Annotated in this window: 20 protein-coding genes; 14 read left to right on the top strand and 6 right to left on the bottom strand. The window is 49.6% G+C overall.

The window, feature by feature from the left end; all coding sequences use genetic code 11:
• Nucleotides 1–174 precede the first annotated feature (174 nt).
• Nucleotides 175–2,619 carry a ribonucleoside-diphosphate reductase subunit alpha gene (locus ACQ4MZ_RS30310; protein ID WP_430851614.1) on the bottom strand — a complete coding sequence of 815 codons (2,445 nt, stop codon included), beginning with the start codon at nt 2,617–2,619 and terminating at the stop codon, nt 175–177.
• A gap of 439 nt (nt 2,620–3,058) precedes the next feature.
• On the opposite strand from ACQ4MZ_RS30310, the gene ACQ4MZ_RS30305 reads away from it, so the two are divergent.
• The 6 genes from ACQ4MZ_RS30305 (at nt 3,059) to rimK (ending at nt 8,262) form a co-directional block, all read left to right on the top strand.
• Entirely contained in the window at nt 3,059–3,970 is a 912-nt protein-coding gene (locus tag ACQ4MZ_RS30305) for a TIM barrel protein (protein WP_430851612.1), read from the top strand.
• A 130-nt stretch (nt 3,971–4,100) separates the two neighbouring features.
• Nucleotides 4,101–4,343, top strand: coding sequence for a type B 50S ribosomal protein L31 (locus tag ACQ4MZ_RS30300; protein WP_019945104.1), 243 nt, complete (start codon nt 4,101–4,103; stop codon nt 4,341–4,343).
• Nucleotides 4,344–4,497: 154 nt separating this feature from the next.
• Nucleotides 4,498–5,682: a putative sugar nucleotidyl transferase gene (locus ACQ4MZ_RS30295; RefSeq protein ID WP_430851609.1), complete on the top strand. Its 1,185-nt coding sequence runs from the start codon at nt 4,498–4,500 to the stop codon at nt 5,680–5,682.
• Nucleotides 5,683–5,714: 32 nt separating this feature from the next.
• Nucleotides 5,715–6,833: an ATP-binding protein gene (locus tag ACQ4MZ_RS30290; RefSeq protein ID WP_430851607.1), complete on the top strand. Its 1,119-nt coding sequence runs from the start codon at nt 5,715–5,717 to the stop codon at nt 6,831–6,833.
• Entirely contained in the window at nt 6,830–7,300 is a 471-nt protein-coding gene (locus tag ACQ4MZ_RS30285; protein ID WP_430851605.1) for an ATP-dependent zinc protease family protein, read from the top strand. Before ACQ4MZ_RS30290 ends, ACQ4MZ_RS30285 begins: the two co-directional genes overlap by 4 nt.
• 59 nt (nt 7,301–7,359) lie before the next feature.
• Nucleotides 7,360–8,262 carry a 30S ribosomal protein S6--L-glutamate ligase gene (rimK, locus tag ACQ4MZ_RS30280; protein ID WP_430851603.1) on the top strand — a complete coding sequence of 301 codons (903 nt, stop codon included), beginning with the start codon at nt 7,360–7,362 and terminating at the stop codon, nt 8,260–8,262.
• Nucleotides 8,263–8,324: 62 nt separating this feature from the next.
• Here the strand turns inward: rimK and ACQ4MZ_RS30275 are convergent, their stop codons facing one another.
• Nucleotides 8,325–9,413 carry a DUF2652 domain-containing protein gene (locus ACQ4MZ_RS30275; protein ID WP_430851601.1) on the bottom strand — a complete coding sequence of 363 codons (1,089 nt, stop codon included), beginning with the start codon at nt 9,411–9,413 and terminating at the stop codon, nt 8,325–8,327.
• Nucleotides 9,414–9,580: 167 nt separating this feature from the next.
• Between ACQ4MZ_RS30275 and ACQ4MZ_RS30270 the strand changes: the two genes are divergently transcribed.
• From ACQ4MZ_RS30270 to hemC, 3 genes are read left to right on the top strand one after another with little or no spacing between them, the layout of a single operon-like run.
• Nucleotides 9,581–9,898 (top strand): type II toxin-antitoxin system HigB family toxin, encoded by a 318-nt coding sequence (locus ACQ4MZ_RS30270; RefSeq protein WP_430851599.1) that lies wholly within the window; start codon nt 9,581–9,583, stop codon nt 9,896–9,898.
• The gene (locus tag ACQ4MZ_RS30265; protein ID WP_430851597.1) at nt 9,876–10,235 is read left to right on the top strand and encodes a helix-turn-helix domain-containing protein; all 360 of its coding nucleotides are present in this window, start codon (nt 9,876–9,878) and stop codon (nt 10,233–10,235) included. The genes ACQ4MZ_RS30270 and ACQ4MZ_RS30265 overlap by 23 nt, the downstream gene beginning before the upstream one ends.
• A 33-nt stretch (nt 10,236–10,268) precedes the next feature.
• Nucleotides 10,269–11,201 (top strand): hydroxymethylbilane synthase, encoded by a 933-nt coding sequence (gene hemC / locus ACQ4MZ_RS30260; RefSeq protein ID WP_430851595.1) that lies wholly within the window; start codon nt 10,269–10,271, stop codon nt 11,199–11,201.
• A gap of 64 nt (nt 11,202–11,265) precedes the next feature.
• Here hemC and ACQ4MZ_RS30255 read toward each other — a convergent pair whose 3' ends face one another.
• Nucleotides 11,266–14,163 (bottom strand): TonB-dependent receptor domain-containing protein, encoded by a 2,898-nt coding sequence (locus ACQ4MZ_RS30255; RefSeq protein WP_430851593.1) that lies wholly within the window; start codon nt 14,161–14,163, stop codon nt 11,266–11,268.
• A 359-nt stretch (nt 14,164–14,522) separates the two neighbouring features.
• On the opposite strand from ACQ4MZ_RS30255, the gene ACQ4MZ_RS30250 reads away from it, so the two are divergent.
• A complete protein-coding gene (locus tag ACQ4MZ_RS30250) occupies nt 14,523–15,593 on the top strand; it encodes a sensor histidine kinase (RefSeq protein WP_430851591.1) in 1,071 nt (356 codons plus the stop codon).
• A 2-nt stretch (nt 15,594–15,595) separates the two neighbouring features.
• Nucleotides 15,596–16,327 carry a LytR/AlgR family response regulator transcription factor gene (locus ACQ4MZ_RS30245; RefSeq protein WP_430851618.1) on the top strand — a complete coding sequence of 244 codons (732 nt, stop codon included), beginning with the start codon at nt 15,596–15,598 and terminating at the stop codon, nt 16,325–16,327.
• 67 nt (nt 16,328–16,394) lie between these two features.
• Here ACQ4MZ_RS30245 and uvrA read toward each other — a convergent pair whose 3' ends face one another.
• Entirely contained in the window at nt 16,395–19,247 is a 2,853-nt protein-coding gene (gene uvrA / locus ACQ4MZ_RS30240; protein ID WP_430851589.1) for an excinuclease ABC subunit UvrA, read from the bottom strand.
• Nucleotides 19,248–19,560: 313 nt separating this feature from the next.
• Between uvrA and ACQ4MZ_RS30235 the strand changes: the two genes are divergently transcribed.
• From ACQ4MZ_RS30235 to ACQ4MZ_RS30225, 3 genes are all read left to right on the top strand, one after another.
• On the top strand, nt 19,561–22,818 hold the full coding sequence (locus tag ACQ4MZ_RS30235; RefSeq protein WP_430851587.1) for a SusC/RagA family TonB-linked outer membrane protein: 3,258 nt from the start codon (nt 19,561–19,563) through the stop codon (nt 22,816–22,818).
• A gap of 35 nt (nt 22,819–22,853) precedes the next feature.
• Nucleotides 22,854–24,617 carry a RagB/SusD family nutrient uptake outer membrane protein gene (locus ACQ4MZ_RS30230; protein WP_430851585.1) on the top strand — a complete coding sequence of 588 codons (1,764 nt, stop codon included), beginning with the start codon at nt 22,854–22,856 and terminating at the stop codon, nt 24,615–24,617.
• A gap of 112 nt (nt 24,618–24,729) precedes the next feature.
• Complete coding sequence (locus ACQ4MZ_RS30225; RefSeq protein ID WP_170118904.1) at nt 24,730–24,894, top strand: hypothetical protein; 165 nt, start codon at nt 24,730–24,732, stop codon at nt 24,892–24,894.
• Here ACQ4MZ_RS30225 and ACQ4MZ_RS30220 read toward each other — a convergent pair.
• Together ACQ4MZ_RS30220 and ACQ4MZ_RS30215 are read right to left on the bottom strand one after the other, a co-directional pair.
• Nucleotides 24,891–25,499: an IMPACT family protein gene (locus ACQ4MZ_RS30220; RefSeq protein ID WP_430851583.1), complete on the bottom strand. Its 609-nt coding sequence runs from the start codon at nt 25,497–25,499 to the stop codon at nt 24,891–24,893. The genes ACQ4MZ_RS30225 and ACQ4MZ_RS30220 overlap by 4 nt on opposite strands.
• Nucleotides 25,489–26,676: an MFS transporter gene (locus ACQ4MZ_RS30215; protein ID WP_430851581.1), complete on the bottom strand. Its 1,188-nt coding sequence runs from the start codon at nt 26,674–26,676 to the stop codon at nt 25,489–25,491. Before ACQ4MZ_RS30215 ends, ACQ4MZ_RS30220 begins: the two co-directional genes overlap by 11 nt.
• Nucleotides 26,677–26,806: the final 130 nt, after the last annotated feature.

The raw sequence follows: 26,806 nt of genomic DNA, 5'->3' as shown, positions 1-26,806 counted from the left end.
CGGTGGTAGGAAAAAATTTTACAGAATTTTCACCAAAATCTTTTAACCGATTGATAAACAAAACTGTATACTCAATAAAAATTTCAAACTTTTTTCAGCACCCCATGCCCGAAAACGAAAAAGGTGCCCGATCTACGATCAGACACCTCTTCGCTATTGCGATTTTAACCTTAATTACGATCCACAAGCTTCGCACCCTTCCGGATCATCGAGAGAGCATTGCATGTCGGAGCGATTATCACGCGGCGCGACCGGCTTAGCGTGTTCCTCCGCGTACTGCACGTAGTTGAGCTCTTTTTCGGCCACCACAGCAGTAGCAGGTTCCAGTTGCGGCTCTGCTTGCTTGCTCACGGTGAATTGTACCGGGTCAGATGCCGCGCGGGTACGCAGATAGTACATACCGGTTTTGAGTCCCTTCTTCCATGCATAGAAGTGCATCGAAGTCAGTTTGCCGAAGTTCGCTTCTTCCATGAAGATGTTCAGCGACTGCGACTGGCAAATGTAAGCACCGCGGTCCGCTGACATATCGAGCAGGCTGCGCTGTTTGATCTCCCATGCCGTTTTATAGAGTTCCTTGATATTTTGCGGGATATTCGGGATGGCTTGTACCGACCCGCTGGCGCGAACGAGGTTGTTTTTCATTTCCTCGCTCCACAGGCCCAGGCGCACGAGGTCTTTGAGCAGGTATTTATTCACAACCACGAATTCACCCGACAATACCCTTCTTACATATATATTGGAAGTGAATGGCTCGAAGCATTCATTATTACCGAGGATCTGGCTCGTAGATGCCGTCGGCATCGGTGCAAGGAGCAACGAGTTGCGCACACCGTTTTGTACCACTTCTTTTCGCAGCTTCTCCCAGTTCCAGCGCTTACTTTCCGGCGTCACACCCCACATATCGAATTGGAACACGCCTTTCGAGATCGGGCTGCCTGCCCAGGATTCGTACGGGCCGTGCTGCATGGCCAACTCCATCGACGCCTCCATTGATCCGAAATAGATCGTTTCGAAAATATCTTTGTTCAATTGACGTGCCTCGTCGGAGTCGAATGGCATACGCATCATGCAGAATGCATCGGCCAGACCTTGCACCCCGATACCGATCGGACGGTGGCGTTTGTTGCTCTTCTCGGCCTCGGGAACCGGATAGAAGTTCAGGTCGATGATCTTGTTCAGGTTGCGCGTTACTACTTTGGTAATCTCGTACAACTTTTGGTGATCGAAACGCATGAAACCATCCGCGCCTTGCTCTACAAATTTCGGCAATGCGATAGAAGCTAGGTTACAAACCGCTACTTCATCAGGAGCTGTGTACTCGATGATCTCCGTGCAAAGGTTAGAAGACTTAATGGTACCCAGGTTCTGCTGGTTGGACTTGCTATTGGCGTGGTCTTTATACAACATATATGGTGTACCTGTCTCGATCTGCGATTCCATGATCGCGAACCATAGGTCCTGCGCCTTGATAGTCTTGCGCGCTCTTCCTTCGCGCTCGTATTGCTCATACAATTTTTCGAACTCCGCGCTGTGCGTATCCGCCAGTCCCGGACATTCATGCGGGCAGAAGAGGGACCAGGTGTCATTCGCTTCCACTCGCTTCATGAACAAATCCGGAATCCACAATGCATAGAAAAGGTCGCGCGCGCGCTGCTCTTCTTTACCATGGTTCTTTTTCAGATCGAGGAAATCGAAGATATCCGAATGCCATGGTTCAATATAGATAGCAAAAGAACCTTTGCGCTTGCCGCCGCCCTGATCCACATAACGCGCTGTGTCATTGAACACGCGAAGCATCGGTACGATACCATTCGATTGCCCGTTTGTCCCTTTAATATAAGTACCCGTCGCACGGACGTCGTGAATGCTCAAGCCGATACCACCCGCCGACTGCGAGATCAATGCGCAGTTTTTGAGGGTATCATAAATACCATTGATGCTATCCTCCTTCATCGTGAGCAAGAAGCACGACGACATTTGCGGCTTCGGCGTACCTGCGTTGAACAAGGTAGGCGTAGCATGGGTAAACCATTTTTCTGATAGCAAATGATAGGTTTCAATCGCCGCTTGCACGTCTTCCTGGTGGATACCGATCGCTACGCGCATGAGCATATGCTGAGGGCGCTCGACAATTTTCCCTTCAACTTTCAGTAAATACGACTTTTCGAGGGTTTTATAGCCGAAATAATCGTAGGAATAGTCGCGGTCATATATAATAGTAGAGTCGAGCAGCGATGCATTCTGGCGAATCACCTCGTAGACCTCCTTGGAGATCAACGATGCATTTTCACCGGTTTTGGAATCTATATATGTATAAAGACGCTTCATTGTAGCCGAAAACGACTTCAATGTGTTCTTATGGAGATTTGAGATAGCGACGCGGGCAGCCAGGATTGCGTAATCAGGGTGCTTGGTGGTCATGGAAGCTGCGGTTTCGGCAGCGAGGTTATCCAGTTCGGCGGTTGTAACGCCATCGTAAATACCGGAAACAACCTTCTTGGCTACTTCCACGGGCTGAACATAAGCGGCGTCCAGGCCGTAGCTCAGTTTCTCTATGCGGGCAGTCACCTTGTCGAATTTTACGGATTCGCGGCGACCATCACGCTTTATGACATACATAGACATAAGTAATGTGGTGTTTGATAGAACGTTAGTGATGTATATTCTTGGAAGATCAGTCGGAGATGACTTTAAAAATCTCTTGAAATAACACTAAAGAAATCAGATTCGCAATCAGGATTTCTCTACAAAACCATGCCTTATAAGCATTGTCCAAATTACTAAATTGTTAAGAAACTAATAGCTAGTTGTTTACGGAAAGCTTACACTAAATTGTTTCAAAGAAAAAAAATTCAGAAAAATGCATTTCAAATTTTGCAAACTTTTTCAAAGAAAAATTTTTACCAAAGAAAGATTGACATGACAATAATTGCTGAAAATCAACGATTTAATATCGGTCATACTATTTATAATAATTCTAAACTTGTAAACTTTGTAAAACATAACACATTTCGTTTCAACACAAAATAGCAATCAGTAGCCATAAAATTTCAAACATATGAGCACAATTATCGAACAGGCCGACAGACGGACATTCCTTAAAACTACCTCCGGAATCGTCGCCGGCCTTGCCATGGGCGGATCACTAACCGGCGCCATGGCCAAGGCCACCGGAAACGCCGCTTACAGCATTCCACTCGGCGTGTATGCGGCCTACGACAAAGCTGACTTTTTACGCAGATCGGGGTGTGCTTACATCGAAGAATCCGTAGCGGGCTTCCTGATCCCAGAAGGCGGTGATGCCGGCTACGAGAAGAACCTCCAGCAACTCAAAAGCGAGCACTTCCCCATTAAGTCTTATGTAATCCTGCTTCCCGCGAGCCTGAAAACGCTGGGCCCGGAAGCCAACCACGAGGCGATCCTTCAACGAACAGAGACCGTTCTGAAACGCGCCAAGGAATGCGGTTCACAATTTGTCGTATTCGGAAGTGGTGCGTCAAGAATCATACCCGAAGGCTTCGACAAGGCCAAAGCAAAGGCACAGCACATCGAATTAACCCAAAAAATGGCGCCGCTCGCCGAGAAATATGGGGTTACCATCGCCGTGGAGCCGCTGAACCGCGGAGAGACCAATTTCATCAACAGCCTAGCCGAAGGTGTGGAGATCGTGGATGCAGTGAAAAGCCCGCGCGTGAAGCTGCTTTGCGATATATATCATATGTTAAAAGAGGACGAACCGGCGTCGGAGATCGTTAAATATGGTAAGCACATCGTGCATTGCCACATTGCCGAGAAAGAGAAGCGCACACCACCGGGTGTGAAAGGCGACGATTTCAGAGCCTACCTGGCAGCATTGAAGAAAATCGGCTATAAAGGCGGACTTTCCATCGAATGTTTCGTGTACACCGATTTTGAAAAGGAGGCAAAACGCGGCGTCGAGGTACTCAAACAGCAACTTAGTGAGGTCTAGCGCGTTAATTTTCGCCGTATTGCATTAATATTAAAAAAGATAGCGTTTCAATACTTGATTTACAAATCTGGATTTTTTACTTTTGCAATCCTTTTGGAAATCGTATAGAAACAAATAATACCATATACCAATGAAAAAAGATATTCATCCCAATTACAGAGAAGTAGTTTTCTGGGATCTATCAAGCGACTTTAAATTCATTACTCGCTCTACCATAGACACTAACGAGACTATCACCTGGGAAGACGGCAAAACTTACCCTGTGTACAAAGTCGAGGTTTCGTCTCAGTCACACCCTTTCTACACTGGTAAAAACGTACTGGTTGACACAGCTGGTCGCGTTGACAAGTTCAGAAAGCGTTACGGAAAATAAGCAACGCATTGGCTTTTTCCTGTGTGGTCGAACACATCAGGAGAACGAAAAAATACAGTGGCAGTCTCCTGACAAATATGTCCGGGAGACTGCTTCTTTTTTTGCCGTAACCAATAAAATGCCCGAACTTTGGCCTGCACATACGACTTAATTTATGCCCAGTACCATTCTGTTCGACGATCCCAAAATTAGAATTCAGCTATTACCCTTTACATACACCAGACCAGTCGCCGGCATCCGGTGCGGCATTCATACACTGGCCGAAAAATGGGCCGACAGATGCCACTCCATGGTCTCATTCCAAACGGAAGCTTATCTCGCCACCAAATACCCGGAAAACACTTCGGGAGATAATCTGTATATCAACGGCGCACTATGCCCGGATGACCACCTGACCGGCATTGTCAAAGGCCTGCCGCATGGCAATGCGCTTGTTTCCAATAGCGGGGAAATTCTGGCTGTACGAACGCATTCGACATGGAAAGCGTCAAATGGCACCGGCGGCCTTTCAGTAGTGGAGTATGCGGAACCTTTTACGATGATCCGCAATGTATGGGATATTTTCGGGCAGAATGGGGCGCAGATCAAAATCGATTATGAACGCATTGCTTCGGTCAGGAAATCGGCGGGTATCATTGACCCATTCACGCATTGCTACAAACCGGAGAATATATTTATAGAAGAAGGCGCGGTAATCAAAGCGTCCATTCTGAATGCCGAGAACGGACCCATATATATTGGCAAGAATGCATTGATCCAGGAAGGGTCGATGATCCAGGGGCCATTTGCAATCGGTGAAAACGGGGTGCTGGCGCAAGGAACGAAGATTCGCCCCAATACTACCGTTGGTCCGTCGTCCAAAGTCGGCGGGGAAGTGAGTAATTGCGTGGTTTTCGGGTACAGCAACAAGGGCCACGACGGCTACCTGGGCAATTCCGTGCTGGGAGAATGGTGTAACCTCGGCGCCAATACCAACAATTCGAATTTGAAAAACGACCACACGAATGTCAAGCTGCATAGCTATGCAACGAATATGCTCACCGACACCGGCTTGCTCTTCTGCGGGTTGATGATGGGCGATTATTCCAAAGCAGGAATTTCGACCATGTTCAACACCGGAACGGTTGTCGGCGTAAGTGTGAATGTATTCGGTGCCGGGTTCCAGAACAAGCACGTCCCATCGTTCACCTGGGGCGGCGCGGCGGAGGGCTGCATGGAGTATCGTTTCGATAAGGCCGTGGCGGTAGCAAAAGATACGGTGAGCCGCCGGGGCATCGCATTCGGGCAGACCGAGGAAGATATCATGCGTGCCATTTTTAAAAACACGCGCGGCCAATAGGCGTTTTACTTACCCATTAATTGATTTAAATCGTGCTTTTCAGAGATATTCCAGGACTTGAAAATATTAAAGCGACATTGCGCCGCTCGGTCCGGAACAGCCATCTGGCCCACGCCCAGCTTTTTGATTATCCCGCAGGCGGAGCAGGGCTGGCAATGGCCCTGGCATTCTCTACCTACATTAACTGCGAAAACAGAAACGAGGAAGACGCTTGCGGTGCCTGCGCATCCTGCATGAAAATGAGTAAGCTCATCCACCCCGATTTCCATTTCATATTCCCCATAGCCACTTCCAAAAAAGTGGATGGCAAAACGAGTGAAGCATTCCTGCCGCTCTGGCGCTCGTTTTTGCTGGAAAACCCCTACCGCGTCCTCCCCGACTGGCTCGACCATATCGGTGCAGACAACAAACAGGGTAACATTTCAGTAGAAGAAGCGCGCGGGATTTTGAGAAAATTGTCGGTAAAGGCCTATGAAGGCGAGTACAAAATCCTGCTGATCTGGAAGGCCGATATCATGAATGCGGCTTCTTCCAATGCGATTTTGAAAATTCTGGAAGAACCGCCTGAAAAAACATTGTTCCTTTTGGTAAGTGATCAATCCGATAAGTTACTGACGACCATCATTTCCCGGACGCAGCGGATTACTATTCCCGCATTCACCGATGCGGAAATCAAAACCTACCTGAAACAAGGCGATGTGACCGACGCCTTGGCCAGTCAGGTAGCATTCCTGTCCGACGGGAACATGGCCGAAGCGTTGAAACTCGTTCAGGAAGAGCAGGATGACCGCTCGGCATGGTTTGCCGACTGGATGCGCTCTTCTTACAAATTCGATGTTTCGCATTTGGTGAAGCTCGCCGATAACTACGACGTCATGAGCAAGGAAAAGCAAAAAGGCCTGCTCGAATATGCATTGCGGCTGTTCAGGGATATGCTCGTGTGGAGCCACGGCGCAGGTGAGCTTTTGCGCGTTCCGCAGGAAGAGCTTACTTTCGTACAGAATTTTTCCAAAACCGTCAATTTTGAGTCGCTGGAAAGGATGATCGGGGAAGTAAATACGGCCTATTACCACATTGAGCGCAATGTGCGGGCCAAAATGGTGTTTCTGGACCTGTCACTGACGGTCGCCCAGTTTTTCCAGCGCCGATGAAACGGCCATTGGAAATTATCGGCGCGACCGATATGGTGGATTTACCGGAACTGGGCTGGTATAATGTGCCTGTGCGTGTGGATTCAGGTGCCGCGACGTCCGCCATCCATTGTTCCCGGGTGAAATTGGTAGAGACAGAAGAATGCAAGGAACTTCATGTGTACCTCGACGCTAAGCGCGGCGCCCCTTCACATTTCTTTATAGTAACCGATTTTAAAGAAACCGTGATCCGAAACTCCTTCGGGAAGGAAGAAAAACGGTTTGTGATCAAGACACCAATCAGGCTTTTCGGCCGGAAAATAAGTACCGAATTTTCGCTGGCTAACCGGCAGAAAATGAGTTACCCCATACTACTCGGACGAAAATTGCTCAAAAACAGGTTCATTGTGGATGTCTCCCAAAAGAACCTGTCAGCGGCAAGGCATTCGCAGACACCAACTCGTTCCCCAAAATTACCTCAGAACTAGACCGGAGCACCAAGACCAGGGCGTAAAACCCAACCTCCACATTTTCTAAAAACATTTTTATGAAAATCGCCGTATTATCCACCAACCCGGACCTGTATTCAACCAGGCGTCTGGTGGAGGCAATCAAACAAAAGGGACACGAAGCAGTTGTGATCGACCACGTCAAATGCTTTGTCATGATCGAAGGCGGTAAGCCAACGGTCGTCTACAAAGGCAAGTCTGTTACGGGCATCGACGCCGTCATTCCCCGCATTGGCACGTCGGTAAATGCATTCGGCTGCGCGGTAGTGCGTCAGCTCGAATTAATGAAAGTATTTACCACCGTCAAATCGCAGGCCATCCTGCGCTCGCGCGACAAGCTGCGCAGCATGCAGGTCCTCGCGAAGGCCGGTATCGATATTCCAAAGACCGTTTTTGCCAAAAATCCGGCGCAAGTGAATGAGCTCATCCATATGGTGGGCGGCCCGCCGGTGATCATCAAACTGCTGGAAGGTACACAGGGCGTGGGCGTTGTACTCGCCGAAACGATTAAAGCCGCCAAATCGACCATTGAGGCATTCTACGGCTTGCGGGCAAACTTCCTGATCCAGGAATATGTGGCAGAATCGAAAGGCGCCGATATCCGCGCATTTGTGATCGGCAACAGGGTAATCGCCGCCATGAAGCGCCAGGGCGCCGAGGGCGATTTCCGCTCCAACCTCCACCGCGGCGGCTCCGGCTGTATGATCGAGCTTTCACCCGAAGAGGAGCATACGGCTATTGCAGCGGCAAAGGCTTTAGGTGTGAAAATAGCCGGCGTCGATATGCTGCAATCCGAGCGCGGGCCATTGGTTATGGAAGTCAATTCTTCCCCGGGCCTGCGGGGTATCGAGGAAGTAAGCGGTATCGACATTGCGTCGCTGATCGTGGCTTACATTGAAGACAAAATCGTTACTGATGAGGGCGATACCGTCGGGGTTTAGTGAATTTTGAATGATTGAATGATTGACCGGGTCGCCGGGGCGATGATTGAATAAACTGCTGCTTAAAAATCAACGGGTACGTGAATCTGCGGGAGTAGTGCTTCCAGATTTTCCTGTGATTTCCGGAACTCAGCCTCCATTTTATCTTTTTTGAATAGCTGGAACGCCAGCTGCTTTAATGGATTCTTTTTCAGATAGTATTCCAAAGTGAGGCGCGTGCGGTTTTCGGCCAGCTTTTCGAGTACGAAATAGAGCGTGTTGGTGAGCTGTTCGTCCGATTCGCTGAAAATGATGCGGGATTCGGGGTCATAGGTAAAACCGCTGGCATACATGATCGTTTCGCCGTCTTCTCGTATGCGCCGGTGGCGCGAGCCAACGCCCGGCAGGAAATGGTCGAGCTCTTCAATGGATTTCACACCGGCCTGCCAGCGGTGCCGCAGTTCCAGGTGGCCGGTGGTGAAGAACAGTTTTTTGATATCCGCATCATATTCCTTCGAAACCGACAGCACTTGCACCTTGTCCTTCGGCTCCAACAGGGGCGGTTCGTAGGGAGGAATGCTGGCTTTCAACGGGCCTATCTGGGTATACTGGAAAGGAATCTGCTCGGTCTCGGTCGTTTTGGAGCCGGGGTACCATTGCATCCAATCCGTAAAACCATCCGGCTTCTGTCCCTTGAGCAGGTTCTGGGTTACCAGCCAGTACTCGTGCTGGTCGATTTCGTTTTTGAGCAGCTGGTGCGCTACGATGATGTCTTTCCCAATCAGTTTCCTGAAATTCTTGACCTGGTAAGTGGTAAACTCTCCATAATGCGCCACCACTTTCAGAGTAAGATTCACCGCCGAAACGCAGGCCTTGCATTGGCAAAAGCGGCGGTTGTCGTAGGCAATGAGATATTTGTGAAAATCGCAGAACATCCGTTCCACCTGCCTGTACAGCGCTTCCAGCTCCGGTGCCTGGCCGAATTTGAAAAACAATATCGCGTCCCCCTCTATCTCCGAAATCTCTAACCCGATCTGGTTCGCATTCACGAGCGTTTCGAGCAATTCCTGTATAATATGCCGGCCATGCTCGATCTCCGTTTCATGCATAAACCGCGTAAACCCGCTGATGTCGGGAATGAATATCAATCCTTTATTTTCCATGGTGCTCATTTTGATTGGGTTAATTTACGGGGAATTCGGCAATCTTTCACTGGTTGATTTGAGAGTATCTCCATAACTTCGCCGTTCGAAAGCAGCTCGCTGAAACTGTCTCATCCAACGTTCCATCTAAATAACGTAACCAAAATGGTAACAAATCACTTATCTTTGTTGGAACGATGCGCATCATCGCTGTACAGACATTACGCCATTACATGAAGGTTTATCCAAAAGCAGAGCAATCGTTGCTTGCCTGGAACCAGGAAGTAGAAGTAGCTAGCTGGGAGTCGCCTAATGCTTTGAAAGTACATTATCGAAATGCATCCGTCTTAAGCCAGAAACGGGTGGTGTTCAACATCCACGGGAACCATTACCGGCTGATTGTTGATATTGAATACAGACTAAAAATCGTCTTTATCGTCTGGTTCGGGCCACATATTGAGTACGATAAAATTGATGCAAGAACAATTAGCTATGATCGGACCCATCAAAAATAACGAGCAATACGACAAGTACCTGGCGCGCATTTATGAATTGATGCAAACCGAAATCATACCGGATTCGAAAGAGTCGGATGAGTTGGAACTGCTTTCCATTCTGGTGAAGGACTATGAGAACGCGCATTTCCCGATTCCCAAACCAAACCCGCTGGAAGCGATCCGCTTTCGATTGGAGCAAATGGGTATTTCGGAAAAAGAACTCTCTGAAATATTGGGGTACCGATCCCGAAAATCTGAAATCCTCTCCGGCAAAAGAAAATTGAATTTAAGTATGATCCGCAGGCTTAATGAGAAGCTTCATATTCCGGCGGAGATTTTAATACAGGCCTACTAATAAACATTTCGGCCTTATATTGTACAAACAACCATGCATATAAAAATAGGAACCCGCGGGAGCAAGCTCGCGCTTTGGCAGGCATATTACGTCGAAGAGCTGTTGCAGAAGGGCGGGATTGAGACGGAGATCGTTATTATTGAAACGAAGGGCGACAAGATCCTCGATCGGTCGCTTTCGAAAATCGGTAGCAAAGGTGTTTTTACAGAAGAACTGGAAGACCAGCTCCGCAGCAGCGGCATCGATATTGCCGTGCACAGCGCGAAAGACCTGCAATCGCAGCTGGACGATGCATTTGAAATCATCGCATTCACCGAGCGCGAACACGCAAACGACGTGCTCGTAAGCCACGATACCACATTATCGTTGAAAAGCGGCGAGTCGTTCACGGTAGGAACGTCGTCCACGCGCAGGGTGGCAGTTTTGAAACACTATTACCCGCATATCAAGACGGTGGATATGCGCGGCAATCTGCAAACGCGCCTCCGCAAGTTGGAGGAAGGCCAATGCGACGCGCTCCTGCTCGCATATGCAGGCGTGCACCGCATGGAATACGACGACAAAATCGCCGAGCATTTACTCCTCGACGAATTTACCCCGGCAGTAGGCCAGGGCAGCGTCGCCATTGAATGCGCGGTTTCACTGGATGCCCAGAAAAAAACCAAATTGAGAGAACTACTCAACCACGAACCTACCGAAATATGCCTGCTGGCAGAAAGGGCATTCCTGAAACGCCTGCAAGGCGGTTGCAGCATTCCGGTATTCGGAATGGCGACATTGCACGATGAGGAAATCCGGATGACGGGCGGTATTATCAGCCTCGACGGCTCCGAACTTATCCGCAGAGCAGAAAGCGGCAGACATGCGTTTCCACAGGAACTGGGCACATCATTGGCAGAAGAATTGCTCGCAGCGGGCGCCGACCGCATTCTGGCAAGCATTAAGCAGCAAAACAGCTCTCTTTGAGATATTATTAAAACAAGAGAAGCCCGGTTGAGATCAGCCGGGCTTCTCTGCTTATAGAGGTCTGTTAATCTTTCTTGGTTGAATCGGCCGGTGTGGCTGGTTTCACTGGCAATGCAGTGGAATCCGCTGGGATTGCCGGGCGGGCTGTGCTGTCGGGTTTAATCGTGCTGCTGTCGGGACGCACGCGGGTTGAATCCGGCTTGAATTGTGTCGAATCCGGGCGGGGCTGTCCCGGGCGGCCCTGAAATCCTCCCTGGCGCACCGGGCGGGCTGTGCTATCCACAGCTGCTCCTGGGCTCGCGACTCTTTGCGGACGACCTGCACCTTGCGCACCTGCGCCACGGCCGCCTGCTGCCGGTGTAACTGCCGGCGTTTGTGCGCCGCCTTGCGCTCCACCGCCACCTCCGCCGGTATCCATATTACCACCGCCGTCAGACTTCTGGTCGTCGTTGTTGACGGATTTTCTTCTGCGTGTTTTCTGCTCCACAAACGTCATTTTACCAAAGCGGTAAGAGAAATTCACACGGAAACCGCGGTTATACAGGTAGTTGGTGTTGTTTTGGGTAAATGTCTTCGATTCCAGGCTGGTCTTCATTTTGAAAGACGGCGCCAGGAAATTCTCCATCGCGAAACCGATGCTTCCGCGTTTGTTCTTGAAATCCTTGCGGACACCGAAGTCGTACATGCGGAAACCCGCCTGTGTACCTTGCAACTGCACGTCGCGGCCACGCATGAACCCGCCTGCCTGTAAACCCCAGCCATTTTTGATGGTAAGGCTTGTGCGCATACGGCCGCTCAACACGAAACCGCTGTTCGAGTTCTGCAAAGCAGGATCAGGGCTGTTGTTCGACAAATCAGCATAATAGAAATCGAAACCGCCGCCCAGTTGCCATCTTTTGAAGAATGTTACATTTCCGAAAATATTCGCACCATAATTCTTTTTCGAACCGATGTTGCCATAAGTGGTCGTGATCACACCGTCGGCGCTGGTGGTACGAATGCTTTCGATCGAGCTGTTGGTGAAACGCGCAAATGTCGAAACGTTGACATATAGCGAGTTTTTGAAGAAACTCGTCCCCAATTCAATCTGGTCGGTCAGCTCCGGTTTAAGATTCGGGTTACCGACGGTGATGTTCTGCGGGTTGGCCGCATTCACGTTCGGGTTCAGAAACTGAATACCCGGACGTTGCAGACGGCGGTTATAGGCCAGTTTAATGGTCTGTCCTCTTCCGAATGTCTGCGAAAGGTTAATGCTCGGCACGAGGTTACTATATGCCGGTAATCTCAGGTCTCCCGCCTCGCCCTGGCGTGCGTCGATGCTCGTGTATTCGTAACGCGTACCGGCTTTCACGGTAAACCGGCTTTTAGTAGTGTATGTATAGGACAAATATCCGGCAACCACATTCTGGTCATAGTTCAGGTTACTGGCGGGTTGCGCTTGCCCGACTTCGCTGTAATAATCGTAATTACTCACCACCTGGCGGAAAATGCCTTTACCACCTACTTCCAGCATCTGATTATCCTTGATAGGCGTCTGATAGTCGACCTGAACGGTACTTTCCTGGTTATGGCTGCTGTTGTTGTTACCCTGCGCACCCAACAGCTCTTTCAATTGTGAGTTGCTGAGTGAGTAAATATCGGCATCGTAATCGTTGGTACGGTTGTTACGGCTGTACTGCGTCGAAATGCTCAACTCCTGACCGGCCTTCGCCAGTGTTTTCATATAATCCACATTCACGTCCCAGGTACCTGAAAGGTCCTTGCTACTTACATCACGGAAGCTGGTTCTTGTGGTATCGTTTACAGTATTATAAGTATAAAGCTCCTGGTCCACTTTAGCATTCCGCATTCCGTAGCGCAGGCCTGCCGACAATGAGGTTTTGGAATCAATCTCCCAGTCCCAGCCAAAGTTATAGGAACCGAACGCCATTTTATTTTTGGAGTCACTCGTCTGGCGTACGGTGAATGGGCTGAGTTTCCCGATCTGGATATTCTCCGATTTGCCCGGCATATTGTAGTTGAACCGTCCGAAACCGCCCAGGCTGAAACCCATTTTACCTATACGGTAATTTCCACGCAAGCCAAGGTTAGAGCCGCGGTTACCGATACCTGTGTCGAGGTTGAGCGTACCGCCCTGGATCGTGCTTTTCTTGGTAATGATATTGATAATACCCGCAGAACCCTCCGCATCATAGCGCGCCGAGGGTGAAGTGATCACCTCCACCGACTTGATCATATCCGCCGGAATCTGCTTCAATGCGTCAGCCACGCTGGTAGCGATAATGGTCGAAGGCTTATTGTTGATCAGTACGCGCACGTTGGAGCTACCGCGGAGCGACACGTTGCCATCCAGGTCGACGGTCAGCATCGGTACCTTTTTCATGACATCCGAAGCATCGCCGCCTTTGCTGGTAATATCCTTTTCCGCATTGTAAACCAGCCTGTCTACTTTCTCTTCGACCATCTGAGCCATCCCTACTACCTCGACTTCGTTGAGCTGCACTACATCCGGCACCAGTGTAACGGTGCCAAGGTTCAATTCGGTTTTGCGATCGATCCTGACATTATTGATTGTCTTTGTCTTATATCCAATGAAGGAAATCAGGATCTTGAAATTACCCGACGCTACTTTCGTAAGTGTAAATTCCCCCTTTTCATCGGTGGTAGTACCATCGATAGGATTGTTGGTTTTGGTATCCACCAAAGATAATGCTGCAAATTCTACCGGTTTTTTGGAAGTCGAATCCACGAGTACGCCCGTGATCTTTCCGCTACCTTTAGGAGTGTCTTCTGCCGTTCCCGGAATGACCGTCTGCCGCTGCCTGTCGCCTCCGCGGAAATCACCGCCGCCACCGCCGCGAAATCCGCCGCCACCACCGCCACCGCCCGGAAACTGGGCGAATGCCGTCGATGTAAGCCCTGAAAACACAGCCAGGAATGTAAGTTGTAAAACAAGTTTCATGGTTGGGGTTTTAAAAGTGTACTTTTCGAATTTCAAAATAACAAGGTAGAATCCTCAGAAAAAAAAGGAATAGATGGATAGGATAGATGTACCGATCAACGGGCATTTTCAAACGATATATCCCTGGAAATGACAGGCAATCCGGCAGGGACTGTTTTACAACACCGCCGGATTTGGACTTGGCCGCCGCCGCAAGGCTTAACCCGCCCGCCTGCACATTCTTAATTAATAGATTGCGACGTACCGCCGGTCGGCGTTCGGGGTATATTGATCGATTGAAATAGGTGATTTCGTAAATTCACCGTAAGATTGCAGCGATGTGTTGCGTTCAAATCACATTGAAACTAACTAATTGCTAAATGGATACGCGTGCTGCCCGGAAATACCCCCCGTTATTCCTCCATTTACTCGGATGGAGTTTTCTGGCCCTGTTCTTGATGTGGCAGCCTTTGAGCTGGCAAATCGAGTTTCCCGTCAGTTTCTGGGTGAAACAGGCGGTATTGTTTTCACTCCTCATTACGATATTTTATCTCAACTACTACATTTGGTTCCCGAAATTCCTCGCCAGGAACAAATACTCGCGGTTCATCCTCTTCAATATCGTGTCGGTAGTGATGCTGGCAGTGATCACCGAGCAGGTGAAGATCGCGATCAACCACGGCGAGCAAATGGACCGTGCTTTCAAACTGGCGCGCGAAGCAAATGGCGATAAAAAACGCCACGACCGCCTCGATTACTTCGCATTGCTCACCGCCCTGATGATCATCGGGCTCAGTACCAGCGTCGCCGCTGTGCGCACCGCGCAGCTCGACAAGCAGTACCGCCAGAACCTGGAAAAGGAGAAGATCAACTCCGAGCTCTCGTTCCTGAAAGCGCAGATTAATCCGCATTTCTTTTTCAATACCCTGAATAACATTTATGCACTCACTGTGATCGACGTGGAGGCTGCGCGCGAGGCATTGCACAAGCTCTCGCGTATGATGCGCTACGTGTTGTACGAGACGCAACACGGAACCGTGCTGCTGAGCCAGGAAATCGCATTTGCACAGGATTACATTCAGCTGATGCAACTGCGCCTTACCGACAAGGTTACCGTACACCTCGATCCGCCCAATCCGCTCCACGACGTTTCTATCGCACCCATGCTATTCCTGCCCTTTATCGAAAATGCATTCAAACACGGTGTAAGCGCCGTTCAGCCGAGCCGGATCGACATTCAGATCCGCCAGGAGGGCCACAAAATTTTTGTAGAAGTGAAAAACACGCTGTTTACCGATAAACGGGCTATTCTCGATGAAAGTAACGGCATTGGCCTGGCCAATACCCAGCGCCGCCTCGACTTGCTTTACCCTGGCAAATACCAGCTGGAAGTAACCGAAAACAAGGAGGAAAAAGAGTTTGAAGTACACCTCGAACTGGAAACGGCATGAGCATCACATTGGAATGCATCGCCGTCGACGACGAGCCGTTAGCGCTCGGGCTGGTGTGCGCATTTATCGAAAAGACACCGTTCCTAAACCTGGCAGGCAGGTATTCCAGCGCCGTCGAGGCATTGCAGGTGATCAACAGCAAACCTATCGACGTTATTTTTCTGGATATTCAAATGCCGGATTTGACGGGTATCGAATTGGCGCGAGTACTTGAAAAAGCCGGTACCAAGGCACCGAGGATCATTTTTACGACCGCATTTAACCAATACGCACTCGATGGTTTTCGCGTAGACGCCATTGACTATCTCCTAAAACCCTTTAACTACGAAGAGTTCCTCCGTGCCGCATCCAAAGCGCAGGCGTATGTGGAGCTGGTTCAAAAGGCTTCGTCGGCCGGTTCTTCGGAGCCTAAGGACGAGTACTTATTCCTGAAAGTGGAATATCAGCTGGTACGGATCGCCTACGACGATATTTTGTACACGGAGGGACTCAAAGATTATGTAAAAGTCCATCTTAAATCAGACCCGAAGCCTATCCTCTCGCTCACGAGCCTGAAAGCGCTGGAAGAAAAACTGCCCGCCTCCAAGTTCATGCGTGTGCACCGGTCGTTCATAGTTAACCTCGATAAAATCAGCGCTGTAACGCGGAACACGATTCAGATCGGCGCAACGTCCATTCCGGTGAGCGACCAGTACAAGGAGGCGTTCAACCAGTTTTTGGGTAAGTGGATGTAACAAAAATCCCGCGTACGAATGTGTAACGCGGGATTTTCTTCTTTTATAGCTGCCGGTTCAATCGCTGCTATTTCAATTCTTCCTGCAAAAAATAGCCGGTAAAACTCCCCTTCACTTTCGCTACCTTCTCGGGCGTCCCCTCCGCAATAATGCGGCCGCCCTGCGCGCCACCTTCGGGCCCTACGTCTATAATGTAGTCTGCAACCTTGATTACGTCGAGGTTATGCTCGATAATGAGCACTGTGTTTCCTTTTTCGACCAGTTTATTCAAAACATTGAGCAAATGGCGGATGTCCTGGAAATGCAAACCGGTGGTAGGTTCGTCCAGAATGTACAAGGTCTTCCCGGTATCTCGTTTCGATAGCTCTTCCGACAACTTCACACGCTGTGCCTCGCCGCCAGATAATGTGGTAGCATGCTGACCAAGGGTAATGTATCCCAAACCTACATCATTCAGAGTCTGAACTTTGCGCAGTAATCTCGGCTGGTTCTCAAAGAACTCTAATGCCGATTCCACAGTCATATCGAGCACATCGGCGATGGATTTGCCTTTGAAACGCACTTCCAATGTCTCGCGGTTGAAGCGCTTGCCTTTGCACGTTTCGCAGTTGACATGCACGTCAGGCAGGAAGTCCATTTCGATCTTCTTCATACCAGCACCCTCGCAATCCTCGCAACGGCCCCCTTTCACATTGAATGAGAAGCGTCCCGGCTTGTAACCACGGATTTTCGCTTCTGGCAACTCGGCGAAGAGCGTACGGATATCGGTAAAGAGGTTGGTATAAGTAGCCGGGTTCGAGCGAGGCGTGCGCCCGATCGGCGACTGATCTACCTCGATCACCTTGTCGATATGTTCGAGCCCTTCGATGGATTTGTAAGGAAGCGGCTCCCTTCTCGATTTGTAAAAATGCTGGTTCAATAACGGGAACAGCGTTTCGTGGATCAGCGACGACTTGCCGCTGCCGCTCACGCCTGTCACGCAGATCATCGTGCCCAGCGGGATCGAAACCGAGACATTTTTCAGGTTATGGCCTGTACATCCTTTCAATACAATGGATTCACCTTTGCCTTTTCTCCGCTTTTTAGGCACGTCGATGGCTTCACGACCGGCCAGGTAATCGGCCGTCAGCGAGCCATTTTGCAGGAATTTCTCCGGAGTACCAGCTCCTACGACGCTTCCTCCGTGGCGTCCCGCTCCCGGCCCGATGTCGAGGATGTAGTCCGAGGCGAGCATCATGTCCTTATCGTGTTCTACCACAAGCACCGTATTGCCCAGGTCGCGCAGGCTTTTGAGGGAATTAATGAGCCGTACATTGTCCCGCTGGTGCAGGCCGATGCTTGGTTCATCCATAATGTACAGTACACCCGTCAGCTGCGTGCCGATTTGCGTCGCGAGGCGAATGCGCTGGGCTTCGCCACCGGATAATGTCCTCAACGAACGGTTCAATGTGAGGTAATCCAGTCCCACATCAAGCATAAACCCAACGCGTTTCCGGATTTCCTTCAAAACCTCGTGCCCGATCACCCGCTGCTTTTCTTCCAGGCGGTCTTCGAGTCCTACCAGCCATTCGGCCAGTTCGCGAATGTCGCTGTCGGCCAGCTCGGCAATGTCTTTTTTATCAATTTTGAAATGCAATGACTCTTTCCGCAGGCGCTTGCCTTTGCATTCGGGGCAGGTTTGGGTTACCATGAAATCTTTCAGCCAATCCTGAATTTTCTCGTTACCCGACTCCTGCTGCCTTTTCAAAAAGTTAATGATCCCGTCGAATTTGGTTTCCCACTCGGTACCCGGGTATTTCTTCGAAGGCACCGGCACCGCCTCTTCGCTGCCGTAAAGCACGAGTTTCAATGCTTCCTCGGGGAACTTTTCGAGCGGGGTCGTGAGCGTGATTTTGTATTTCTTTAATAAAACCTCTAACTGCTTGAATATCCAAGCCTCACGGTACTCTCCCATCGGCGCAATGCCTCCCCGGCTGATACTCAGCGATTTGTCTGGAATAATGGAATCTTCAGTAATTTCCTCGATAATGCCCAATCCCTGACAGGTAGGACACCAGCCATAAGGAGAGTTGAACGAGAACGCATTGGGCGCCGGGTCGTCATAGCTGATGCCGGATTCAGGGTCCATCAGGTTTTGGGAAAAATAATGCGTGTTACCTTTCGCATCCAGCACCATCAATGCACCTTTTCCCTGCTTAATGGCCGTCGCTACTGACTGGCTCATCCGGTATCTCGACTGCGGGTCTTCTTCTTCCTTTTTCGGAATCACGCGGTCGATCACAATCTCGATATCGTGGACCTTATAGCGGTCGAGCTGCATTTTGGGGGTAATATCCTGTACCTCGCCATCGACACGCACTTTGGTATAACCCAGCCGGGCAATCTGCACGAAAAGCTCGCGGTAATGTCCCTTCCGGCCTTTGACAGCCGGTGCCAGCAGCACGATTTTCTGCCCAAGAAACTGCGTCATGAGCTGGTTCACGATCTGATCCTGCGATTGCTTGATCATCCGTCGGCCCGTCACATACGAGTACGCCTCACCCGCACGTGCGTAAAGCAAGCGCAGGAAATCATAAATCTCCGTTACCGTGCCCACGGTAGACCGCGGGTTGCGTGATGTCGTTTTCTGCTCGATGCTGATGACCGGCGAGAGGCCACTGATCTTGTCCACATCCGGCCGTTCCATTTCGCCGATGAAGCCGCGTGCATAGGACGAGAAGCTCTCCATATACCTGCGCTGCCCCTCGGCATAAATTGTATCAAATGCGAGCGACGACTTGCCGCTGCCGCTGATACCCGTCACTACCACGAGCTTGTTACGCGGGATAGCTACATCGATGTTTTTGAGATTGTGTTCTCGGGCGCCCTGTACCTCAATAAGGTCCTGTTCCGCCACTTCCAGGCCATTTAAATATTCCAAAATCTGATGATCGTTTGTGAGTTAGTCTGTAAATGAAGTTGTAAATGTGATAACCACAAAAATACACTTTGAGTTGCAAATTTTCTCACACGCAACCACTTGCGTATACCATTTGAAGATTGGTTTTTTCCAAGACGCTCACCTTTAATGCAAACGATTGCATAATAAGATTTTTCAAAGAAGAAATAGCTTGTAACCAGTTGTAGATTAATATTAATTATAAAAATATTACCAAAAACAGCGCTCTAATTTCTACCTTTAACAGTATATTGACATTTAGTAATACATTTTTAACATCATCCCAACTCAATTTATGAACAAACATTTACTAGTCCCGCTTTTCCGGGGTGTCATGATTATGCTGTTCGCAATAGCAGCTCATCTGTCCTACGCCCAGGATCATCAGGTCAAGGGTAAAGTATCCTCCTCTGCTGATGGAACCGGCATCCCCGGTGTGAACGTGCAACTGAAAGGAACGAATATCGGTACAGTCACCGATGCCGACGGCGTTTATTCGATCGAAGCGAAAGGATCCGGTGCAATCCTGGTTTTCTCATCCATCGGTTTGGTCAAGAAGGAAATACCTGTCGGCAACCAGACGACCATTGACGTGACGATGGAGGACGATATCAAGAACCTGAGTGAAGTGGTTGTAACCGGTTATGCCGCACAGCGTAAAAAGGATATTACCGGCGCTGTAACGGTGATTAACCCCAAAGAACTCACCTCGGTTCCTACTGCGAGCGTAACGCAAATGCTGCAAGGACGGGCTTCCGGGGTGACTGTCGGAAACGACAATTCTCCCGGCGGTGGTACGATGGTACGTATTCGCGGTTTTGGTTCAATCAACAACAACAGCCCACTTTACGTAATCGACGGTGTGCCTACACAGGGTACACTGAACCAGATCAACCCGAACGACATCGAGTCGATGCAGGTGCTGAAAGACGCTTCGGCGGCATCCATTTACGGTGCACGTGCAGCGAACGGGGTGGTGATCATCACGACCAAAAAGGGCAAAACCGGCGCTCCAAACATTACATTCGACTTCTATACCGGCACCCAGCGCCCCGGCAAGATGCTCGACCTGCTGAATACGAAGGAGCTGGGTCAGTACCTCTATGAAGCTGACCTTGGCGCAGGCAAAAACCCGTCGGTAACATCTCCTTCCGCCCAATACAAGTTCGATGAGAACGGGAATCAGACCATTGCCGATTACATTTATCCGAACGTGTACGGCGATTTGCCAAGCAACTACACCTATACCAACGACATTGCCGATCCGGCACTTGGTAAAACCGCATTCAACATCACTAAAGCGAATAAAGAGGGAACCGACTGGCAGGATGTAATCTTCGACCCGGCTTCGATCTCCAACTACCAGATTGGCGCATCCGGAGGTTCCGATGCTGCCAAATATGCGCTTTCGGCAAACTACTTCAAGCAGAATGGTATTTTGAGATACACCAAATACAAAAGATACTCTCTCCGCGCAAACACCGAGTTCAAAAAAGGCCCGGTAACTGTGGGTGAGAACTTTACATTCTCTTACGACGAAAGACAGGGGATTACCAACAACGACGAAAGTAACCCGATCATGTTCGCGATCCGCGTACACCCGATCATCCCGGTATTCGACATTACAGGCGGCCCGAAAGCATTGGGTGGAACAAACACATCCGATTACAACGGATTTGCAGGAAGCCGCGGTAGTAACCTCGGTAACGCCCCCAATCCACTTGCGCGTCTGTACCGCGAGAAAGACAACCTTACAAAGGGTACGCACGCGTTCGGTAACGTATTTGCACAGGTCGACATTCTTCCGGGTTTGTACGCACGCACGAGCCTTGGTATTGAATACAACCAGTACAACCGCTCGGAGTACTTCCACCGCGATATCGAAGCTGCGGAAGCCAGAAATGCCAACAGCTTGAACGTGATCAACAATGTCGACCGCTCGTTCACCTGGTTTAACACTTTAAATTATGCCAAATCATTCGGCGTGCATAATTTCAGTGTGTTGCTTGGTACAGAGGCTGTGAAAACGTATGCCGCTGAATTCCGCGCCAGCCGGAGCGCATTCGCATTTGACGACCTCGATTACCGCTACCTCGATGCAGGATCGGCAGCCGGTTTGAGCAATGCAGGCCCTGGTGCAACAGAAAGTGCGCTTTTTTCGCAGTTCGGAAAAATCAACTACGCATTTAAAGAACTCCTCCTTGCCGACGTAACCTTACGTCGTGACGGATCATCACGTTTTTCAGCTGTCAACCGCTACGGTGTTTTCCCTGCATTTTCACTGGGTTTACGTATGACCGAGTTGGCGTTCATGAAGCCGGTGAAATTCGTCGACGATTTAAAACTGCGTTTTGGCTGGGGTAAAACCGGTAACCAACTCATCCCTAACGTTTATAATGCTTACACCCTGTACGCCGCCGATCCCCAGAACAACGCCTACGACATCAACGGTACGGGTACGTCGATTGTAGGTGGTTTCGACCTGGTTCAGTTTGGAAACTCCAATGGTAAATGGGAAACCAATACTTCCACCAACGTTGGTCTCGACGCGAGCTTGTTCAATAGCAAACTGGAAGTGGTACTCGACGTTTATAACCGTATTACCTCCGACATGCTGACGCAGATCGCCATTCCGAGAACGGCCGGTTCCGGTACGATCCCTTATACCAATATCGGTGAGGTGCGCAACCGCGGTGTAGACCTTGGCATCACTTTCCGTGATAAAAAAGGTGATTTCAACTACATGGTGGGTATCAACTTTGGCCACTACAAAAACAAGGTACTGAAACTGAACAATGACCCGAATGCGACTATTTTCGGTTTCACAACCCGTCTTCCGGCCATGTCGGCTACCAAAGCTGGCCTGCCAATCGCGAGCTATTATGGTTATTTCGTAGATGGTGTGATCAAAGATCAGGCCGAAGCTGACGCGGCTCCGAAATTCGGATCTTATACAAGAGAAGGTACTTTCAAATTCCGTGACGTGAATGGCGACGGCGTAATTACTGCCGCCGACCGCACCATCATAGGCAATCCGCACCCCGACTTCAACTATGGTATCAACGTGGGTGTAGGCTGGAAATGGTTCGACCTGACATTGTTCGGACAAGGTGTGCAAGGCAACCAGATCTTCAACTATGTGAAATACTGGACAGACTTCAACGTATTCCAGGGCAACCGCTCGAAAACCATGCTTTATGATTCGTGGAAAAAACCGGGTGATAATGCGAAATTGCCACGCCTGAACTCGGGTGACGCCACCAGCCAGCAGGTTTCCTCCTACTTCCTGGAAGATGGTTCTTACTTCCGCTTGAAAAACATTCAGCTGACATTCAATTTGCCCTCAAACTGGCTAAAAAAGGCGAAACTGGGATCGGCACAGATTTACGTTCAAGGCCAAAACCTGTTTACATTCACGAAATACACAGGACTTGACCCGGATATTAACCTGAGAAGATCGGGCGAAAACAACCAGGATATTCACATGGGCGTGGATGAAGGCTCCTATCCGGTAGCCAAGTCTTTCCTCGGCGGTTTACGTTTCAACTTCTAGTCCATCTATTGATCTTCATTATACAGAACCATACAATGAAAAAGACATTATTAATGTGCATGTTAGTCGGTCTGAGCTTCTCTTGCTCTGACGACTTCTTTGATCTGAAACCTCAAGGGCGAGCCTCAAAAGAACAGCTCAGCAATAAAAACGGCGTTAATGCCCTGCTTATAGGCACCTACTCGCTACTCGATGGTGTGGGCGCTGGTAACACGGGTCGCCAATCGACGATTTCGAACTACGTTTTCGGGGGTATCAGTAGCGACGACGCCGTGAAAGGCACCGACGCCGGCGACCAGCCAGAGCAATCGTTTATCGAACAATACAACTGGCTGTCAGACAACACCTACTTCCTTGGAAAATGGTGGCATTCCTATGACGGTGTTGCCCGCGCCAACGAGACAATCCAGATAGCAGGAAGTCCGGACATAAAAGACATGACTGAGGCTGAAAAGACACAGGTAATTGCAGAAGCACGTTTCCTCCGCGGCCATTATCACTTCGAGGCAAAGAAAATGTGGAACAATGTCCCTTACATCGACGAGAAGATTTACAACGCTGGTGATCCCAACTCGACAAAAGTCCCAAATACGGAAGATATCTGGGGTAAAATCGAAGCGGACTTTCAATTTGCTGCTGATAACCTTCCTGCAACACAGGCACAAAAAGGCCGTGCTACGAAATGGGCCGCCAAAGCATATCTCGCCAAGGCGCTTCTTTTCCAGAAAAAATGGGACAAAGCCAAAGAACTGCTGGATGATATTGTTAAAAATTCCGGCAAAAAACTGGTTGCCAACTACCACGACAATTACCGCACGGCCGGTAACAACAATTCCGAGTCGATCATGGAAGTGCAGTTCTCTGTAAACGACGGTACGAACGGTAACAACGGTAACGCCGGTGATAACCTCAACTGGCCTTACTCTGCCACCGCTCCCGGACGTGGATGCTGCGGTTTCTACCAACCATCTCACAACCTCGTAAATGCATTCAAAACCGAGAATGGGCTCCCGATGATCGGTGCTGCCGCAGACGGTTCTTTGGACACTTATAATAAAGTGGACTTACCAAACGATGAGGGAATCGTCGCGTCGGCCGCATTTACTTTGGATAAAACCATTCCGGTTGACCCCCGGCTCGACTGGACCGTCGGCCGTCGCGGAGTGAATTTCCTCGACTGGGGCCCTATGCCGGGCTCAACCTGGATCCGGGACCAAGCTTATGCGGGACCATTTACAGGTAAAAAATGGATGTATTATTTGGCGGAAGAAAACAGCACTACCCACTCCACCAGCAAGCGGAACGTAAACAACAACTACCGCCTCATTAAACTGTCGCACGTGCTGTTATGGCTGGCTGAATGCGAAGTCGAACTCGGTAACCTGGCAGTGGCTCAGGATTTGGTGAACCAGATCCGTGTCCGCGCGAAAACCGGTTCTGTACAGGACCCAACCGTGACTTACAAAGTGGAACCTTATCCGGCAGGAACCTTCGCTGCCAAAGGTGCTGATTATGCGAGAAATGCAGTACGGATGGAGCAACGCCTGGAATTCGCGATGGAAGGTCACCGCTTCTTCGACCTTGTACGCTGGGGTATTGCTGAAAAGGTATTGAACAAATACGCGGCCGAAGAAGCTGTACCTGGTAAAGAACCATCGGGACGTACGTTCAACAAGCGGGGTTATATGGCGGGTAAAACATTCACCCAAAAGAACCTCTATTATCCTCTGCCACAGGACGAAATCCTCAACAGCCAGAAAGACGGCAAGCCTACCTTGAAACAAAATCCGGGATATTAATACCGGCATAACCCACTAACGCACCCGCAAAAAAGCCGGCCTTCGTGCCGGTTTTTTTGTGCATTGAAAAACAATGAAATACTTTTGAAAAAACATTCAAATACCTGCAATCATGAAAATCACGAACGAAACCGAATACGAAAAAGCCTCCGAACGGGCCGACGAGATATTCGATGCCAAAAAAGGCACACCGGAAGAAAAAGAATTGCAAGAACTCCTGAAAGCGATTAAGGAATATGAAGACGATTTCGTGCGAATGCTTCGTGAAAACAACTAGATAACCAGTTCTATGGAAAGCCCCTCGACTTTTTCCGAACGCGTCATAAACCTTTCGACGAGCGTGGAGCGGACTTCCACTTCCATAGTGCATTGCATTTCAAATGCTTGGACGCGTACAGGCAACTCCATTTCCTTCACGATCCGCATGACGTCGTTCATTTGCGGGTATTGGAACGACAACCTGTAAACACTGAAATAGTGCCGCGTGACTATTTCGGCTACGTCCAATGCCGCGTCGGTAGCGGTTTTGTAAGCGTTGATAAGCCCCGGTACTCCGAGCAACGTTCCTCCGAAATACCGCACTACCACCACTAGAACGTTCGTAACATTCCTCGAATATAAAGTATTGAGAATTGGCCTACCCGCGGTTCCCGATGGCTCGCCATCATCGCTCATGCGATAACTCATCCTGTCGGCACCCAGGCGATACGCGTAACAATGGTGTACCGCTTTGGGATGCAATTCGTACAGCTCATTCAGGTACGATTTCGCCTGTTCATCATTTTCAACCGGATAGGCATAAGCCAGGAATTTACTTCCTTTATCCTTAAAAAAGCCTTCTACCGGTGCAGCAATGCTTCGGTAAGTATCGTCAAATAACACGGGCACGTCGCTTTTTAAACTGGTAAATAACTACTGTATAGGAAAGCGCAGCCAATGCAAACGCAGCCATGCAGAAAAACACCAGTGGTAGGTTCTCCCGCTGGTTTTCAAATAATTCCGCGGACAAGAATGCACCAAGGCCAATGCCTGCTTCCAGGGAGATGAACATCGTGGCAATGGCGCGCCCGCGATTGTGATCGCCACTCAGATCGACTGTCCAGGCAGAAAGCACCGGCGAAAGAATGCCCATCGCTACCCCAAAAAAAGCCGCGCCAGCCAGGAACATGAATACGGACTCGGCAAAGCCTGTGAGAATCATCGCGACGATCAGGATGATACATCCCACGATCGTGACTGGCATGCGGCCATGGCGGTCGGATATTTTACCGGCAAAGAGACGCACCAGGATGGAAGAGATCGTAAACATCATGAAATATAACCCCCGATTTTGTAAGCCGAGATAACCGCTGAAATCCGGCGTAACCGTAGCCACTGCACCGAAGCCAAAGTAGCAAAGGAATGTAATAAGTGCCGGACTGAAGACATCGGGCTCGAAAATGTCCCTCCGGGTGATTTGAAAAGACTTCAGACTGAGTCTTTGCTTTTCTTGCAAAGTCTCCTTCATATTCAAAAGGATCGCGATGGAAAGGAATGCCAGTAACGACGATGTGTAGAAGAGCGCATTCAGAGAAAATTCCTCGCTGATCATACTCCCTATCGCCGGCCCGAAAGCCGAGCCCACGCTCATACACATGCCATGGATGCCCATCGCCTCTCCCCGGCGATTGATAGGAACAATATCCGCCACATATGCAGCGGTACCAGTCGGTTTAAAACCCGTAGAGAAGCCATGCACAAGTCTGAGCAGCAGAAACGGCATTACCGTCGTGAAGATCGGGTACAGAAACCCACAAACGAAACATACCAGCGAACCGAACGCCATCACGGGAACTCGCCCGACCCGGTCGGTAAGCCGGCCACTGAATGGTCTCGAAAGACCTGCCGTTAAAGTAAACAATCCGATAATTGCCCCTTTGTATTCCGCCCCGCCCATACTTGAAAGATAGGCCGGAAGCTCGGGGATCAGCATATTGAAGCTGGAAGAGAAGAGAAACGAGCTAAGACCCAGCAACCAGAACTGCGTCGTCAATATCCCACGTGAAGCTGTATTTTGCATCACGCAAATTTACGACACTTTCCAGAAAGAGCGGAATTTACTTGTAGTATTCGGACAATGGCTTTTTTTAAGTAGCTAAAACACGTTTTGCCTCTTCGACTTTACGGACAACCAATGGTAAAATTTCTCT

The sequence above is a fragment of the Dyadobacter sp. BHUBP1 genome (assembly GCF_050587785.1).
Classification (GTDB): domain Bacteria; phylum Bacteroidota; class Bacteroidia; order Cytophagales; family Spirosomataceae; genus Dyadobacter.
Note: the sequence above shows the minus strand (reverse complement) of the source record. Positions and strands in the feature narration are given on the sequence as shown.

What these genes read in the sequence shown, in the direction of transcription:
- ACQ4MZ_RS30300 (WP_019945104.1), top strand. Translation starts at nt 4,101, where the DNA reads ATGAAAAAAGATATTCATCCCAATTACAGAGAAGTAGTTTTCTGGGAT.
- ACQ4MZ_RS30250 (WP_430851591.1), top strand. Translation starts at nt 14,523, where the DNA reads ATGGATACGCGTGCTGCCCGGAAATACCCCCCGTTATTCCTCCATTTA.
- ACQ4MZ_RS30265 (WP_430851597.1), top strand. Translation starts at nt 9,876, where the DNA reads ATGATCGGACCCATCAAAAATAACGAGCAATACGACAAGTACCTGGCG.
- ACQ4MZ_RS30225 (WP_170118904.1), top strand. Translation starts at nt 24,730, where the DNA reads ATGAAAATCACGAACGAAACCGAATACGAAAAAGCCTCCGAACGGGCC.
- ACQ4MZ_RS30230 (WP_430851585.1), top strand. Translation starts at nt 22,854, where the DNA reads ATGAAAAAGACATTATTAATGTGCATGTTAGTCGGTCTGAGCTTCTCT.
- ACQ4MZ_RS30310 (WP_430851614.1), bottom strand. Translation starts at nt 2,619, where the DNA reads ATGTATGTCATAAAGCGTGATGGTCGCCGCGAATCCGTAAAATTCGAC.
- ACQ4MZ_RS30275 (WP_430851601.1), bottom strand. Translation starts at nt 9,413, where the DNA reads ATGAGCACCATGGAAAATAAAGGATTGATATTCATTCCCGACATCAGC.
- ACQ4MZ_RS30255 (WP_430851593.1), bottom strand. Translation starts at nt 14,163, where the DNA reads ATGAAACTTGTTTTACAACTTACATTCCTGGCTGTGTTTTCAGGGCTT.
- ACQ4MZ_RS30285 (WP_430851605.1), top strand. Translation starts at nt 6,830, where the DNA reads ATGAAACGGCCATTGGAAATTATCGGCGCGACCGATATGGTGGATTTA.
- hemC (WP_430851595.1), top strand. Translation starts at nt 10,269, where the DNA reads ATGCATATAAAAATAGGAACCCGCGGGAGCAAGCTCGCGCTTTGGCAG.
- ACQ4MZ_RS30270 (WP_430851599.1), top strand. Translation starts at nt 9,581, where the DNA reads ATGCGCATCATCGCTGTACAGACATTACGCCATTACATGAAGGTTTAT.
- ACQ4MZ_RS30305 (WP_430851612.1), top strand. Translation starts at nt 3,059, where the DNA reads ATGAGCACAATTATCGAACAGGCCGACAGACGGACATTCCTTAAAACT.
- ACQ4MZ_RS30295 (WP_430851609.1), top strand. Translation starts at nt 4,498, where the DNA reads ATGCCCAGTACCATTCTGTTCGACGATCCCAAAATTAGAATTCAGCTA.
- ACQ4MZ_RS30235 (WP_430851587.1), top strand. Translation starts at nt 19,561, where the DNA reads ATGAACAAACATTTACTAGTCCCGCTTTTCCGGGGTGTCATGATTATG.
- rimK (WP_430851603.1), top strand. Translation starts at nt 7,360, where the DNA reads ATGAAAATCGCCGTATTATCCACCAACCCGGACCTGTATTCAACCAGG.
- ACQ4MZ_RS30215 (WP_430851581.1), bottom strand. Translation starts at nt 26,676, where the DNA reads ATGCAAAATACAGCTTCACGTGGGATATTGACGACGCAGTTCTGGTTG.